Origin of the sequence: Paenibacillus sp. FSL M8-0334 (assembly GCF_038000405.1) — a bacterium.
Classification (GTDB): domain Bacteria; phylum Bacillota; class Bacilli; order Paenibacillales; family Paenibacillaceae; genus Paenibacillus_AQ; species Paenibacillus_AQ campinasensis.
In genome coordinates, this window is record NZ_JBBOCH010000001.1 from 1103137 (window position 1) to 1118850 (window position 15714).

Below are 15714 nucleotides of genomic sequence, written 5' to 3' on the forward strand. Positions count from 1 at the left end.
AGGCGCGCACGAGATCCGTCTCGCGGCCCGCCCATCTTCATATTCAATTCGCAACGGAAGGCTTGGATTGCAGGGAAATGGCAAACAGCACGCCCCAGATCAGCAGGAACCCAAGCATCTGGGCGCCTGTGACAACCTCACCGAACACCATCCAGTTGATGAGCACGCCCGCCATCGGAAAGCTCAGTTCCGCCAGGGTAGCCACAGAAGCCTTGGTTGTCGTCAAGCCTTTATAGTACACGAGCAGACTGAGCAGCCCCGGCAGCAGCGCCTGCCCCAGCAAATTGAGCGCCACAGCCCCGAAGGCGACGGTGTTCACCGCCGGCAGATTCCATGCGGCTCCCTCGCTCGCCGTAATGACAAGCAGCAGCGGCAGCGCCAGCACAAAGCGCAGTGAAGTCACCGTCTCGTACTTCAGCTTGCCAACCATCAGCCGTCCCATCACGGTAGATCCGCCCCACAGCGCGGCCGCTGCCAGAGAGAGCAGGCTGCCGACCTGCACGAATTCATTCCAGTGCCCGATCGGCACCGCAAAGCCGAAAGTAAGCATGTAGGTCCCCGTCAGCGCAATCAGCAGCATCCAGGCAAAGTGGCGAGGAAGCTTCTCCTTCAGCAGCAGCGCTGCAAGAATGATGGCAAACAGCGGCTGCAGCTTCTGCAGCAAGAGCACTGCGTTCAGATTGCCGCTGGTCAGTCCCATGGTGAACAGCACGGTGGCCAGCGCCGAGCCACCCCATGAGATGAACAGCAGCGCCCCGACATGGCGCCAGCCAAGCAGCTTGAATTCCTTGCGATTTTTCCAAATGATCGGTATCGCTATAAAAGAAATGATGACATGCTCCAACAGAACGATCTGGGCCGAGGTCAGATTATTCAGCAGAATGACCCGAAATAACGGATCGGCGCCCCATAGCGCGGCTCCGAGCACGACCAGCCAGAATCCTCCCCGAAATTGGCTTTTGACTTGCTCACCGCTTCCCGAATTATACGATTGTACAGGCACGGTTGTACTTGCGTTCTCCATCTTGCTATCTCCTTGTCCTGAATACGGAGGTCTTACTACTAGCAGAAAACCCCCGTCATCGGCACATGGCCGACAATCGGGGGTTGATCAAATAAGCCTGCATGATGGCGACAGAAAGCCGCTTCGCATGCAAACCGTAACTTGATCTTCTCCCATCCGGACTTTAACCGTCGGCTTTGGATTTTCACCAAATCAGTCGCTAATCTCCATGCACAAAAGTGCACAACCATAGCGAGTCGCGGGCTTAGGCTTCTTATGACAGAAACAACTGGCATACGAAACCATCACCGCCGGTCAGGAATTTCACCATACCCCGAAGATCCATATTCATGTTTTATTTTTATAAGCTTCAATTTACTTATAATTCCTATAAGCTTACTTACCTACATGTATTATACCATGAATGCTTTCATGGAAATACATTTTTTTTCATAACAAGTGAATCGACCAATGGAAACGGCGCAGACATCCACATCCACTACACCGCTTAACCACGATACTGAGAATTATATAGCAAATATATAAAAGTTTCTACTATTCATTTAAATAATTTTAAGTAATTTAAATGAATGATGTTCTGATCACAGTATCTATATTTTAAACTAAACCAAAATGCCTCATCGTTGCTATGATAATCAGCACAAACCAGCGCAACACAAAAATGCCCCACACGACAAGGATCGCGATGAACAGCACCGCAACCGCTAACTCGGTTTTCGAATAATGGCCGTAATTTCTTATCGATTTGAATAGCCATCCGAACCGCTTTTTGAAACTCCGCTTGTACGTGGTCCTCGGCTCCATATAACCCCAGCCTCCTTAGCTTGACCCTTTAATGAACAGGCGGCTGCGTCTGTAATCATTATCAACGATGCTCCTGTTGCAGCGCTTGGTTGAATTGTACCATTTCATATGGGAAATTTCACCATCTAATCCTCTCTTCCCTGGTAAAACGCAAACAAGCGGCTCACACAAGGATATCCTTGCGCGAGCCGCTGTGCTGCGGGCTGATTGCGACGTATTAGTGTCTGTTACATCTTATTCACCCTGGTAACGATCATATGCCGTCTGATATACGCGCATATACTCCTCCAGCCCCATCCGGTTGATCGTGTTCACATATTCTTCCCACTGGCTGAAGGAAGCGGAGCCGTTCACGAACTTGGCCTCCATCTCATTCACGTAGTCCTGAATATCCTTACCGATCGACGACATAATTTCATTCTCTTCATTCGTGAAGTTGAAGTTGTACAGAATGTCCTTAACGGCATACGGCTCTGCCTTGGCAGCCGCCTCCATCGCACTCGGAAGCGTCTCGGAGCCCTTGAACCAGTTCTCGCGCACGAGGCCTGGATAGCTGCCGCCCAGCCAAGTGAAGTATTTGGCCATCGCCTGATCCTGAGTCAGCCCGTCCGGGTTATTGGTGATCTCGTCCACATACTCCAGCTCGCCGTTAGCCGTTGTAGTAAAGGTCTCGCCTTCCTTGCCCATGAAGTAGAACTGTGCACCCTCATCCCCATAGAAGTAATCCATCCAGCGAACGGTCGCTTCCGGATGCGGGTTCTTATCGGTGATCGCAAACGCGCCAACATGCACCATCGGCACCTTCACATGGGAATACAACTGGTCGCCATGCGGCCCTTTCAGTGCGCCAAGACCGATATACTCCGTGCGGCCCATCACCGTTTCCGGATTCGGCACGATGGTCGAGCCAAGCAGACCCTCCTGGCCTTTAGCGTTCAGCGCGCCGCCTTCAATGGTGAAGATCTCCTTGTCCAGCAGACCCTCGGTATACAGCTTGTTGACAAACTCCAGCATTTCCTTGTACTCCGGCTGCGTCTTCGTGAAGCGAAGCTTGCCCGTGTCCGGGTCCACATCCACGAATTTATGGCCAAGACCGCTGGTCCCAAGTCCCCATGATCCCTTCAAATGATCGATGAGTCCGGTGATGCCGGTTGCGCTGAACGGAACCTCATCATGGACGCCGTTGCCGTTCAGATCCGTTTCTTTTACCGCCTTCAAATATTGGTAGAACTCCTCGATCGTCTCCGGTTCCTTCATCCCAAGCTGGTCCAGCCATTCCTGGTTCACCCACAGCGGTGTTCCCACCAGCATTGACAGCAGCGCCGGATCATAGAACGATGGCATGGAATAGATGTTGCCGTCCGGCATCGTCAGCCCTTTACGGATATCCGGATATTCCTCCATCAGCTTCTTGAAGTTGGGCGCATATTGATCAATCAGATCGTTCAACGGAATGAACACCCCTTGCTCTCCATAGCGCATCAGATCTGAAGAACCGATCCGGGCCGAGTAGAATACATCGGGATAATCTCCACCGGCCAGTGCCAGATTCCGCTTCTCCGTCAGCGTCTCAAACGGTACCAGATCGAAGGTCACATCAATATTGGTCATTTCCTTATAGGTTTTCCACACCAGCGTTTCCTCGAACTTGCTGCCGTTGGTCGGCGATTTGCCTGTGAAGAAGCGGAGCGATATCGGCTCATTCACAATCGGCATGCCCGTCTCGTTCAGAAGGTTAGGCTGTTCGCCGCTCTCCTCCGGCGCGCTCTCCGAGCTGCCGCCGCAGCCTGCCAGAAGTCCTGTACCAAGTACTAACGCTAACGCGGCCGAAACCCATTTTTTCCGTGACATTGTTGTTGTCCTCCCATATTTCTTCATTTTATGAATCTATGCGTCAACCTTTAATCGAACCAATCATGACACCTTTCACAAAATACTTCTGCAGGAACGGGTACAGCATCAGCATCGGCAGGTTGGTTACAATAACAGCCGCATACTTGATCGCCTCCGCATCCATCAGGCTTCGCGCCAGGGAATCGTCGCTGATGTCCACCATCTCCTGCATCTGCCCCTGCACCAGAATCTCCCGCAGGAACAGCTGAAGCGGATAATTGTCGCGACTCGACAAGTAAATCATGGCATTGAAGTACGAGTTCCAGTGCCCGACGGCATAGAAGAGCACCATCACCGCCAAAATCGGACCGGACAGCGGAAGCACAATCCGCAGCAGCACCCGCATATTCGAGCATCCGTCAATAAACGCCGCCTCCTGCAGCTCCTTCGGAATCGAGCTTTGGAAGAACGTCCTCATGATGAGGATGTTCCATACGGACACAGCGGTCGGGATAATCATCACCCAGAAACTATCCAGCATGCCGAGTTCCTTGATGAGCAGGTAGTTCGGAATCATGCCGCCGCTGAAGAACATCGTGAACACGATGATCAAGGTGAATACGCCGCGCCCCGTGAAATCCGCTCGCGACAGCGGGTAAGCCGCTGCGATTGTCATGACCAGATTTAAAGACGTCCCCGCCGCCGTATACAGCAAGGTGTTCAGGAAGCCGCGTCCAATCTCCGAATTGGCGAACAGCCGCTCATAACCGACAAACGACCACTCCTTGGGCCACAGCCATACTTCCCCGCGCATGACCGTCTCCGGCGCGCTGAAGGAAGCAATCAGCACAAAATATAAAGGATACAACACCAGAAGGGTGATCACCGTCAGTATACAATAGATCGCCACGCTGGCTATCCGTTCACTTCGGCTTTGAGGCATCCGTCCATTCCTCCTTACCATAAGCTGCTTGAGCTGACCTTGCGTGCAATCCGGTTCACCGAGATCAGCAGAATGAAGTTGACAACCGAGTTGAACAGCCCAACGGCAGCGGAGTAGCTGTACTGCGCCCCAAGAATGCCGCTTCGGTACACATTGGTCGAGATGACGTCAGATGCTTCCATGTTCAGTGAATTTTGCATTAGAAACACCTTCTCAAACCCGACGCCAAGAATCGATCCGATATTCAAAATAAGCAAAATAACAATCGTCGGCATGATGCCCGGCAAATTAATATGCCATATACGCCGCAGCCAGCTGGCCCCGTCGACCTTCGCCGCTTCATGCAGTTGGGGATCGATGCCCGCCAGCGCCGCCAAATAGATGATCGAGCTCCAGCCCATGCCCTGCCACACGCCGGACCAGACATAGATGCTCTTGAACCAGGACGGCTCTGTCATGAAGGAAATAGGCTCCCCGCCGAAAGCGGCGATTACCTGATTCACCAGGCCGCTGACCGGCGACAGAAACATCATAATCATACCGACCATTACAACCGTGGACAGAAAATGCGGAGCATACGTCACCGTCTGCACCATTCTCCGAAACTTGCTGTTTCGCACCTCATTGATCATCAGCGCCAGAATAATCGGGATCGGAAACCCGACGGCCAGCTCGTACAATCCGATGCCCAGCGTGTTGCGAAGAATCCGCCAGAAATAATAGCTGTCAAAAAAACGTTCAAAATGCTTGAGCCCCACCCACGGGCTGTCCAAGATGCCTTTGGTCGCAATGAAGTCTCTGAATGCAATCTGCACGCCATACATCGGCACATAATGAAAGACAATGAAGTACAGCAGTACCGGAGCGAACAGCACGTACAGCTGCCAGTTCCTTCGCATGTGCATGGCCTGCCTTCGCCAGCGTATCGTCTTCTTCGTACGATGATGGGTTAACGATTCCACGCGCTCGATCCGCTGTTCCAAAATCGGCATTCCCCCTTTTTTCAGCCTAAGCCTGCGATGTGCGACTTTATGTGTTCAGATGGACGATCAGCTCTCTTGCTGGCCCTAGCCATCGCCGTGAGCTTGTCCACGTCTGCATCATAATCGAGAGATGCGCCGAGGACTATTGACCATTCTTTTGATATGATTCACTGGATTGGATCGCGGAGGGGTTAGCCGGATTTGCTAAATCAAGTCCTAATATCTTAAATAATGACTAATGATTTTTAACGGAGGATTAACATCGGGCAACCGACATCTTAATACTTATCCTTTTCAATCAGGGGGGGCATCATCCTGCTGATCGGCATACTCGCTTTTCTAAGCACAGTTGCATTTGCACGTTACATTGAACGAGGGGCGGTGTTTAAAATGAAGGTGATCGTTATTTTGACAATTTCAGCGCACGACTGCTGCTGGGAATTCTGTCTGTGTTCATCACAGCCCCAGTGAGTAAACAAAATCCCCCGGAGGTATCGCTCGTAAGCGGCTTTCCTCTGGGGGATTTCTGACATAACCTAAATATCGTTTATATACTTCGATGCAGATAGAATTTACCCACTAGACGACCTTTTCAACCTTAAACAATCTCATCAGAAAATGGGACAGGAACGCTGTCACGATACAGATCATTCCACTGTATGCAGCATAACGGAAGTCCAGAAAGCTGAAATCCATCCGAAGATAGTTCACCGCAGGAAATGCTGCGACAATGCCCACCAGAATGAAAATTCTAAATATTTTCAGTACAGTTTCACTTCCGTTGGTAGCCCAAACAATCGCATTAGCCATATACAAAAATGCAGCTATGCATAAAACAATGGTCAGACCAGAAGAGAAAAGACTCGTTGACCACGCAGACCTAAACCCTAACAGAGTAAATACAAACCAAATTAGAACACCATTCATGATTGCCATAGCTACAACGCGGATCAGGGCAAACAACCACACTGCAAGCATGATTTTACCGGGTTTGGACACTACCGCAAGCAGAAAACTCAGGTTCTTTTCAGCTTTTTCTTTCGTGAAGAACTGTAAGACATGAGGTATACCGACATACAATGCAAACACCAATGCAGAAGACAGGAGACCAACAGCAATCAATGAATTGGTAAACATGACACGATGTTCCCGGGTCTCATTCAACTTGTGCAACAGTGGAACAAGACCATCGATCGTCAAACCCAGACTTGCTTCCAGTTCCCCTAGTTGACCGATCGTAAACACGAAGAAAATGCCAAACATCAATATTTGCATGGTCAATGACCTTTTCCAATTGAGGGTTTGCACATCTTTTCTTAATAACGGCAGCAAGTACAGTCTCTCCTTCCCCAAAAAGATTACTTTACACGTTAGTTTTGTACAGCGGCTTGTTTGGTTGTTCTGTAAAAGTCCTCCAATGAGCTTTTTTCCTTGAAAAATTCCTGGATTTCTATGCCGTGCTGCAGTAGAATTTGTAGCGGCTGTTTAATAACCTCCGATTCAACCATAAATGTTACAGACTGCTCATCATGACTCACAACCGTCATTCCATCAATATCCTGAAGAATACTCACCACCAGTTGCGGGTTGTCACAAGTAACGACGTAACGTTGGGTCATTCCAGTGATCGCCTGAAGTGCTTGATCTGCTACAATGCGGCCTTGATGTATCATAATAACCTGATCAGCAATTTTCTCCAGATCAAATAAATCATGAGAGCTGATAAGGATTGAAGTACCCTGCTTCGAACAGATTTCACTGAGTTTGTCTCGTAGAAAAATTTTGGAATCCGGATCAAGACCGTTGAAGGGCTCATCCAGAATAAGCAGCTCGGGTTCGTGCAATAATTCACGTATTATCATAAGCTTCTGCTTCATGCCTTTGGAAAAACGTCCCACCTTCAAAGAAGTTTTCAACTCAAAATGTTGCACAAGCTCGTTGTATCGTGCTGCAATTTTCTCTTTTTGCATACCTCGGAGGCGTGCAAAAAACAGGACATTCTCCCAAGCTGACATTTCACCGTACAATCCACCCTCGTCAAATACGATACCAAAACGGTTCCTGCTCTTCTGACTCATGTTATACGCTGGCTCGCCAAAGATCGTACATGCCCCTGTCGTTGGAGGGTAAAGTCCTGCAATGCAGCGAATGGTAGACGTTTTACCCGCTCCGTTCTCGCCAATCAAAGCACAGATTTGCCCGGAGTGCGTAGTAATGTCAATATTTTTAAGTACATGGTTTCCCTGCAGGTTCAGATTTAATCCACGTGTTTCAATGATCTGTGATCCCATGATTTCCCCCCTCTAAGGATGACCACGAAGGGTCACATATTCATGTGTATCTGCTGCCCACCAGGGTTAGCCCCTCCATGGGCCATTTCCGTATCCAATGCATTTGGAAAATCGGAGATAAATGGTTGAAGCTGATACTTCTCCAGCAATGCCCTCAAATGAACGAGCTGTTCCGGCAGAGCATTCGGAAGGATATTGTCCAGAACTCCTCATCCTCCTTATACTCCCTTACTCTATCAATGCTACCATTATGGGATTTATAGTTACTCCAAAGTCAGCCATAGCCTGAACATTTCCCAGCACTTTTGCAAGGTAACCTGTGAAAGATACATACTCACCTAAAGTTAGCGTTTTCCCCAAAATCATGATTCCGGAGAACAGTAATACTACAGCCCCGCCATAATTCGCCTGTAATAAGCGGAATTGGCATCGCAATTAATTCTTGAACATGCCAATAATCATAAATGTTGCAATATACAGGACAAAAACGATGGCCAGAATCATGCTCATCCTGCTTTTGTTCTTGACCTTCCTGTTCAGAAAGACAGTTAGTATGCCTATGGCCACAATACTTAAAATCATTATTAAATTGTTCATACCAAGCTCTCCTTTAAAGCCTGTCTACATGAATTAAGCTGAGCTGCATACCCAATGAATTGAAATATTTATAGTAGTCTACAATTTCCTCACGAATATATAGTTATTTATTTAATACTACATTAAAACAGAAGGGAATTCCTGTTTTTCTCAATTTATTCATATTTTCGTAGAAATTTGAGAAGTCAGGACGGTTTTCTATCATTCGATTGGTTAAATCCTGATTATGGGAGGATGCATGGATAACCAAGCTGGCACCGGACAACTCTTCCCAGTTCAGCTCTCCTACGTCCATTAAGTTCGTATAGATAAAGATATTACGGTAACCGAGTTGACGTGCCTCTGCAAGAATTACAGAGAGAAGATCCCACTGCAACAACGGTTCTCCACCAATGATATGCAGTGATTGAGCACACAGAAAAGGAAGAACACGCCGATATAAGGCGTGTTCCGATTGAAAGCCGAGGTGCCTCGGCCTCTTTCTTGTTCGTTCGGTTTTGTTTTATTCCTTTCACAACTTCATTCAAACCCTGAAAGATCGATTGCTGCATAGTTTTTGGATGTCATCTTGCTGACCGCCCATCGAGTTCGTCGTGATGAGATGCTCATGCTAGCCGTCATTCCCGGTCCGCGGCAGCGGCGAGCTCCAGCAGCTTGTCAAGAATATGGGAATAGGATAGCCCGCTGGCTTGGAGCATACTTGGGTAGCGGGAGCTCGATGTGAAGCCCGGTATCGTATTGACTTCGTTAAACACAATTCTTCCGTCGTCAGCCAGGAACATATCCACCCGCGCCAATCCTCTACAGCCCAGTATTCTATAAATCGATCGTGCCGTCTCCTTGACCCTGTCCGCCGTTTCCTCATCAATGCGGGCAGGCAAGTGGATCTTGGAATGGGCCAGCGTATACTTCTCGGCATAATCAAAAAAGCTCCCTTGCAGTTCAATCTCGTCAACAACACCAATCAGCGGATCTGAATTGCCCAGAACCGCACACCCCACCTCAAAGCCGTCGATGTTCTCCTCAATGACTACTTTGTTGTCGTGGCCAAAGGCGGTTTCGATACCTGCCGCCAATTCCTCCATGTTGTTAACCTTCGTTATACCGAGCGATGAACCTGACCTTGCCGGCTTGACGAAGAGCGGGAAGCCCAGCGCTTGCGCTTCTGACAGACGCGCTTCTATGTCTTCATTCTTATTCATCGTAAAGGAGCTCGGCGTACCGATGCCCGCAGCTTGCACCAGCTGATGCGCAAGCTCTTTGTCCATGCATAACGCGGAGGACAACATCCCGCACCCCACAAACGGAATGCCCGAGAGTTCCAATAATCCTTGCAGGGTGCCATCCTCTCCGTATTTGCCATGAAGGACCGGAAATACCACATCCACCGGCGTGACGCGGAACTCCGTTCCGACAAGCTCTACCAGTCCCTGCACCTCTCTGCTTGGGGAGAGAAAAGACGGCCTGCAGCTAGGATGAATATGCCAGCGGTCTTGGCGAATATCCTCGATGCTCCCGCCGTATCCAAGCCAGGCCCCTTCCCGTGTAATTCCGATCAATACAAGATCATATTTCGCGGGATCCAAATGCTCGATTACCGCAGCGGCGGAGTTCAACGATACGTCGTACTCGCCGGAACGGCCGCCGAACAATACCGCAATCGTCTTTTTGTCCATCGTTATTTGCCTCCTTAAACTTTAAGTTAGTGTTTCGGATGTTCGGAAATCGTTGTAATGATGAATCCGTCCCGATTATTTCCGGATATGCTGTAAGCGTCGTTTGTCAGGATGGGAATCTCGGTATCGTCTCCCTTATCTGCCGGCACGTAATAAATCTTTGTCGTCCTGTTCGTTTCCCGCAGCGTTAGCTGCTCCCCGGAATACCGATATGTCTGAACGAAGTCGATATACTCCTCCAAACAAAGATCCTTCTCCTCCATGATCCGGGAATGAGGGTATCCTACATATCGAAAGTGCCACGGTTCATGGGAAATTTGAGTGATCGACTCCTTTTCCTTCTTATACCGGAGAATAAAGCCGTAATTCGCAGCTTGTTCCCTGAAGGACCTGTATATCCCTCTGTCCGGGAATGTCGGTGCGATAAAATCGAGTTTGGATTTCAACCTGCCGACATCGATTGCAAGTCCCGTTTGGTGCTCGCTGTGACCAGGCCAAGCTACATATTGGGACGTATAGTCGGCCCCCCGTTCGATTAGAGAATCGTTATAGATTCGGGTCTGTTCTTCTTTCGTTCGATAACCGCTGACCGCAAGGATATCATCCATGCCTCCGCAAGCCTTCAGCAGCGCATAAAGCTGCTCCAGGCATTGCTTGTCCAATCTCATTCCCTTGTCTAGCTGATGAATAGAAGGGTAGACATCCAGAGACCTAAGTTGATCGGCTTGTACCGGGAGTCTGACTGGGTGCTGCCGGTTGACCAATACTAGCTCCCCTCTGAATATATCTTCGTGGCTTGCGCGAATGTTATAATGCTTCTGCCTCACTTCGAATGGCTTCATTCGGAATCCCCCCACGATTTCTGTAAATTCTGGTGACTCGCTCCGTGATGGAGCTCGAGATTTCCTGCGGCACAACCTCGATACGATCGGCAATTTCCTGAATGGAGATGCTCTGTTCCTCCGAGCTGCCAATCAGAGTAACTTTCGTCCCCACGGGAACATCCTTTGGAAGCTCCACCGTAATTTGATCCATGGAGATTTTCCCGATTATTCTTGCCCGTTGCCCTTCGACCAGCACTTCCGCATGCCGCATGCTTTGCGACCAGCCATCGGCATAGCCGATCGGAATCGTGCCGATCCATTGATCCTGTCCGGCCTGATAGGCATTGTCATAGCCTAGGTATTCCCCTTGATTCAGCCTCTTCGTGTGCATTAATCGGCTGTGCAGACTGAGTGCCGGCTTTAAGGTGATGCCCGTAACCAGATGTTTCGGATAATAGCCGTACATGGCGGCTCCGATGCGAACCATGTCCATGCACAGTTCCGGAAAACGAAGCGCCGCCGCGCTTGCCGCGCAGTGATAATGGTTAACGGGGAGCTTGCTGCTCCATCGTTTCATTTCCTGAAAACGCCGAACTTGAAGCTCAAGATAACTGCTGTCTGCATGGCTGGCCGTAGCAAAATGCGTATAAACCCCGTCCACCACAATATCCGGTGCATTCAGCCACGGAACCATGTCTCTCCATTCCTCTACCGTTCGAACTCCGATGCGTCCGAGCCCGGTGTCCATTTTTATATGAACATACAGCTGCCCCCCGGTATGGACGGGCTTGTACGCCCGCATCTCCCGAAACCAGGAGGCTCGTGTAACGGTAAGCATCAAATCATGCTTCAGAGCCAGCGGGGTGAGCTCTGGACGAATCGGAGTCAATATAAGAATCGGCAGCTTCAGGCCGGCCTTCCTTAAACGAAGGGCTTCTTCCATATAAGCAACCGCTAAATAGTCCGCTCCTGCCTGAACGGCCTCCCTAGCTGTTTGGATATCCCCGTGACCGTACCCGTTTGCCTTCACTACCGCCATCAGCTTGGTGGAACGGGGCAGAAATTCGCGGATCGCCACCACGTTCTGGCGAATTTGTGTTAAGTCGATTTCGGCCCAAGTGTCACGGTACATCAGCATATCTCCTGTATCGCACGGGACGGGTTGTTTTTCCTGCCCCTCTTCCTTCGCTCCGTTTCCAGGGCGGATGAAGGGAGCAGCATGTGCATTCGATGCTTCGAAATATATAGGAAACGGTATACTGCTCATCGTTGTCTCCTCCTGAGAACGTGCTTGTAGAATATTTACGAATTCGTATTCAGCTTAAACCAACCGGTTGTCCAGTTCCTATCGATCATACTTACGCCAAACTAACAATCTTGTAAGAATCCCTCACTCACTGAACAAAAGGGATAACCATGCAAAGGCGGAAAGCAGAGAGTAATTTTCTATGCGTATGCGGATTTCCTAAATCAAGTCCTATGATCTTAAATAATGACTAATGATTTTTAACGGTGGATTAACATCGGGCAACCCGCCCCTTAATACTCCTCCTTTATAATGTGAGGAATCCATACTGCATACAAAGGAGGATTGCCTTGAATTGGATCAAAGAGAAGAGCCGGACGTTGTTCTTTAAAATCTTCATTAGTTTTCTGTCCATCATCGTCGTTTTTGGTCTGTTTTATGCCGCTATCTTCCATCTATTTAAAACAGGCTTGCAGCAGGAAATCATTAAAACAAGCCAGCGTGATGTCACCGACACGGCAGAGCGGTTCTCCAACCAGTTCAGACGGCTGCAGGTGCTGATGCTGGATATTTCCAGCCAATCCGAGCTGATCGGGTTCAATAACGAGCTGCGTCACCAATCGGGGAATAATGTCAACTATTTAAAAGCGCTGCAAGTGATTCGGCAGATGCGAAGCGATATTTACAACCCGCTGTTTTACCTCGAGGACACGCTCATTTATTTCCATGCGCATGACGTGGTGCTCAGCAAGTCCGGCAGCGGCAGCGCTTCGTATATGTTCAATCGCTCTTATGCCAGTCCGGAATATGGGTACAGCTTCTGGCAGGGCCTGGATCAGAACGAGACGTTCCAGCTGTTCCCGGCATCTATGTTCCAGATCAACAATCAGTTGTCGGAAAAGAATCTGCTGCCCTTTGTGTACAGACATCCCGACCGCTACTACAGCATCATTGCCCTTATGGACATTGAGCAAGCAGCCGGATCGTTCTTTGGCCAATCCGGAGACCGCATGCTTGCGATTATGGATAAGGAAGGCCAGCTGCTGTACAGCCAGGGGTTACTGGCCGACAGCATGCCGGCTTCCATTCGTGCAGGCCAGCCCGAGGTCGTCCTGCAGGATAATACCTATTATTTTGCACAGCCGCTCCCGGAAGGGCTAGTCTTTGTGTCCGCCGTGCCGTATAGCCATGTGACCTCCCAGCTGAGCCGCCTGACCGGGGCGCTGACTGTGATGTTCTTCCTGTCCATCGGCATCGCTCTGACGGCTTCCTATTTGCTGAGCCGCAGGCTGCACAAGCCGGTGAAGCATATTTTATCCACGGTGCTGGACCGGAAGTCTGCCGCTTCATCGCCAATCATCGGCGGCATCGCCGAATACGACCTGATCCAGGACCGGATTCAGGAGCTGCTTCGCGAGAAGGAGGAAATTCGGGAACAAATGAGCAAACAACAATCGGTATTAACCAGCTACTCCTATATCAGTCAATTGAAAAGCATCAATACGGATATTAGCGAGTGGGTGGACTTTCTGTCGGAGGACGGCAGCTTCAACGTCGTGCTGTACGATATCCGGTTTCGGATGAATCCGGCCTATGAACTGCCGCTGCAATCGGAGCAGGCGGTGCGCCATATTCTGGAGCATATCCACCTGATTACGGCAGAGCATTCGCCGAAATCCCATACCTTCCAGATTGAGAAGAATGAAATCATATCGATCTACAAGCGGGAGGAAGCTGGCAAGCTTGAGGCCATGCTGGAGGAGATCCGGGCTATGTTAGACCGGGAAAGGGAAGTGTTCCTGGTGACGATGGCGGTCAGCGCTGAAGTGAGCCGCTCGGCGGACTTTAACGGCGCCTATCGCCAAGTAAAAACGATGGCGGGTCAAGCAAGATTGCTGGATGAGACACAGCTCATCATGGGGCTGCGGACACTGCCGGAGGCGGTCCACCTGAGCTCTGCCCAGGAAAAAGGCCTGCATGAAGCGCTCCAGTCCGGGAGCGACGTACGCTCGCGGCAGATTGTCGAGCAGGCGCTCGAGGGGCTATACAAAAAGGAGGCCGGCATCGACCAATTCCGAATGTTTGCCGATGCCGCTGCTTCCAAAATATTGGGGCTGGTGGATATGTCCCGTATCGACAAGTCCTCGGTCCGGACGCTGAAGGATTGGAGCGGCCGGCTCCAGGAATGCCAGACGCTGGACGATTATGCCGGCGTCTTCCGGCAGCTGATCGAAGCGGCCTGCGCCCTCATTCGCAAGAAGAAGGATACCGGCGACGAGCCGCTGATCGCCATGTTCATGAATATCCTTCACACTCAGTATGCGGAGGATATATCGCTTGATTATTTATCCGCCAGGCTGAATCTGTCGAGCGCCTATCTGTCCGTGTATATCAAGGAGAAGACCGGCATGAACTTCAGCGATCATCTGCTGAACATCCGCATGAACAAAGCCAAGGAGCTGCTGGCGTGCACCAACCTTACGGTCAGTGAAATCAGCCAGCGCGTCGGCTACCTGAACATCACCTCCTTCAACAGGATGTTTAAGAAAGCCACCGGCATGACGCCAGGCGCTTACCGCAGACAGCATCTGGCGCTTACACACGCAGGCAGCTAACGCCTGACAGGATGGCCCTCGTCCTCGTCCTCGCCCTGCCGCGTGTTCCCGGCATAACGCTTCCTGAGAGCATATGAAGCTGGCCAGACCCAAAAAGCCGCCAAAGGCTGAAAACCAGCCCTTGGCGGCTCCTTCTTGTGTCCTCGTCTACCCCTGAGGCTTAGGCTTAATACTGCGTATTTCCGGATGCGGTGGTATTGCCTGATTTAAAGCCTTTGAACAATGTTGGCACGTTAGAATAGCGGGTATTCACAATTCGTCCTGTGCTTGTGCTGCTGTCCGTTCTCAGGATCGCATCCTTCACTCTGGAAATGTTGCAGTTTTCCACGTTCATCACCACTTTGTAGGTGGTGCCTCCGTTCTGCCGAACCAGCTTCCCGATGTCATCGGCCCTGAAGTTACGAATGTTGATCGTCCCCGCTGCATTGATTTGGAACACCTTGTCATACGCCTTGTAGGCTGCCCCGCCCGAGATGTTCACCGTTCCGGACGATTTAAGCGTCAGCGCATCCTCACCAACATCCTCCCAGATGACATTTGTAATCGTACAATCCCCGTAGCAGTGCACCCCGTCAGCGGCAGGAGCGCCAATCACTACATTTTTCAGGCTTGCCCCAGCCTCCAGACGAAAGATCGGCTTCTGATTCTCCGCCTGCGATCCGTCCCCCAATGTATTCGGATTAGCCACATAGGTCTGCCCTTTTCCGTCAAACGTCTGACCGGCAGGCACACGAATCGTTTCATGAACGACCGTCGGCGCCGCCTCCGCAACCTGAGGCTCAAGACCGTACAGAGACAACGTCAGCGCTGCAGACAAAATCAAACCGAGCAACTTCTTCATAATCCATCCATCCTTTCGTTATGGTGATGATTCGTAC

At 50.3% G+C, this 15714-nt stretch carries 15 protein-coding genes and 1 riboswitch; of the genes, 2 read left to right on the forward strand and 13 right to left on the reverse strand.

Going from position 1 to position 15714, the window contains the following annotated elements; translation table 11 throughout:
- Positions 1 to 43: 43 nt before the first annotated feature.
- The 5 genes from MKX64_RS04850 to MKX64_RS04870 form a co-directional block, all read right to left on the reverse strand.
- Positions 44 to 1024, reverse strand: coding sequence for a DMT family transporter (locus MKX64_RS04850; RefSeq protein ID WP_095265468.1), 981 nt, complete (start codon positions 1022 to 1024; stop codon positions 44 to 46).
- 140 nt (positions 1025 to 1164) lie between these two features.
- A riboswitch (FMN riboswitch) is annotated at positions 1165 to 1349 on the reverse strand.
- A 272-nt stretch (positions 1350 to 1621) separates the two neighbouring features.
- Positions 1622 to 1828 carry a hypothetical protein gene (locus MKX64_RS04855; RefSeq protein WP_095397620.1) on the reverse strand — a complete coding sequence of 69 codons (207 nt, stop codon included), beginning with the start codon at positions 1826 to 1828 and terminating at the stop codon, positions 1622 to 1624.
- A gap of 234 nt (positions 1829 to 2062) precedes the next feature.
- Positions 2063 to 3679: an extracellular solute-binding protein gene (locus MKX64_RS04860; protein ID WP_095265470.1), complete on the reverse strand. Its 1617-nt coding sequence runs from the start codon at positions 3677 to 3679 to the stop codon at positions 2063 to 2065.
- Between the two features lie 43 nt (positions 3680 to 3722).
- Complete coding sequence (locus tag MKX64_RS04865; RefSeq protein WP_095265471.1) at positions 3723 to 4604, reverse strand: carbohydrate ABC transporter permease; 882 nt, start codon at positions 4602 to 4604, stop codon at positions 3723 to 3725.
- A gap of 14 nt (positions 4605 to 4618) precedes the next feature.
- Positions 4619 to 5509, reverse strand: a complete 891-nt coding sequence (locus tag MKX64_RS04870; RefSeq protein ID WP_413773643.1) for an ABC transporter permease — start codon at positions 5507 to 5509, stop codon at positions 4619 to 4621.
- Between the two features lie 405 nt (positions 5510 to 5914).
- On the opposite strand from MKX64_RS04870, the gene MKX64_RS04875 reads away from it, so the two are divergent.
- The gene (locus MKX64_RS04875; RefSeq protein ID WP_255222972.1) at positions 5915 to 6058 is read left to right on the forward strand and encodes a hypothetical protein; all 144 of its coding nucleotides are present in this window, start codon (positions 5915 to 5917) and stop codon (positions 6056 to 6058) included.
- Positions 6059 to 6166: 108 nt separating this feature from the next.
- Here the strand turns inward: MKX64_RS04875 and MKX64_RS04880 are convergent, their stop codons facing one another.
- The 7 genes from MKX64_RS04880 to alr all read right to left on the reverse strand — a co-directional run bounded on the left by MKX64_RS04880 (position 6167) and on the right by alr (position 12242).
- Complete coding sequence (locus MKX64_RS04880) at positions 6167 to 6919, reverse strand: hypothetical protein (RefSeq protein WP_095397622.1); 753 nt, start codon at positions 6917 to 6919, stop codon at positions 6167 to 6169.
- Between the two features lie 38 nt (positions 6920 to 6957).
- Entirely contained in the window at positions 6958 to 7878 is a 921-nt protein-coding gene (locus MKX64_RS04885; protein WP_095397623.1) for an ABC transporter ATP-binding protein, read from the reverse strand.
- Positions 7879 to 8313: 435 nt separating this feature from the next.
- Complete coding sequence (locus MKX64_RS04890; protein ID WP_155619094.1) at positions 8314 to 8475, reverse strand: hypothetical protein; 162 nt, start codon at positions 8473 to 8475, stop codon at positions 8314 to 8316.
- 103 nt (positions 8476 to 8578) lie between these two features.
- Positions 8579 to 8893, reverse strand: coding sequence for a radical SAM protein (locus MKX64_RS04895; protein ID WP_341036247.1), 315 nt, complete (start codon positions 8891 to 8893; stop codon positions 8579 to 8581).
- A gap of 199 nt (positions 8894 to 9092) precedes the next feature.
- Positions 9093 to 10151 (reverse strand): D-alanine--D-serine ligase VanG, encoded by a 1059-nt coding sequence (gene vanG, locus MKX64_RS04900; RefSeq protein WP_155618307.1) that lies wholly within the window; start codon positions 10149 to 10151, stop codon positions 9093 to 9095.
- A 26-nt stretch (positions 10152 to 10177) separates the two neighbouring features.
- A complete protein-coding gene (locus tag MKX64_RS04905) occupies positions 10178 to 10993 on the reverse strand; it encodes a D-alanyl-D-alanine carboxypeptidase family protein (RefSeq protein ID WP_095397626.1) in 816 nt (271 codons plus the stop codon).
- Positions 10959 to 12242: an alanine racemase gene (gene alr / locus MKX64_RS04910; protein ID WP_230875741.1), complete on the reverse strand. Its 1284-nt coding sequence runs from the start codon at positions 12240 to 12242 to the stop codon at positions 10959 to 10961. The genes MKX64_RS04905 and alr overlap by 35 nt, the downstream gene beginning before the upstream one ends.
- A gap of 329 nt (positions 12243 to 12571) precedes the next feature.
- Here alr and MKX64_RS04915 point away from each other — a divergent pair, with 329 nt between their 5' ends.
- Entirely contained in the window at positions 12572 to 14836 is a 2265-nt protein-coding gene (locus MKX64_RS04915; RefSeq protein ID WP_155618306.1) for a helix-turn-helix domain-containing protein, read from the forward strand.
- A gap of 166 nt (positions 14837 to 15002) precedes the next feature.
- Here MKX64_RS04915 and MKX64_RS04920 read toward each other — a convergent pair whose 3' ends face one another.
- A complete protein-coding gene (locus tag MKX64_RS04920) occupies positions 15003 to 15677 on the reverse strand; it encodes a pectate lyase (protein ID WP_095265478.1) in 675 nt (224 codons plus the stop codon).
- Between the last annotated feature and the right edge of the window lie 37 nt (positions 15678 to 15714).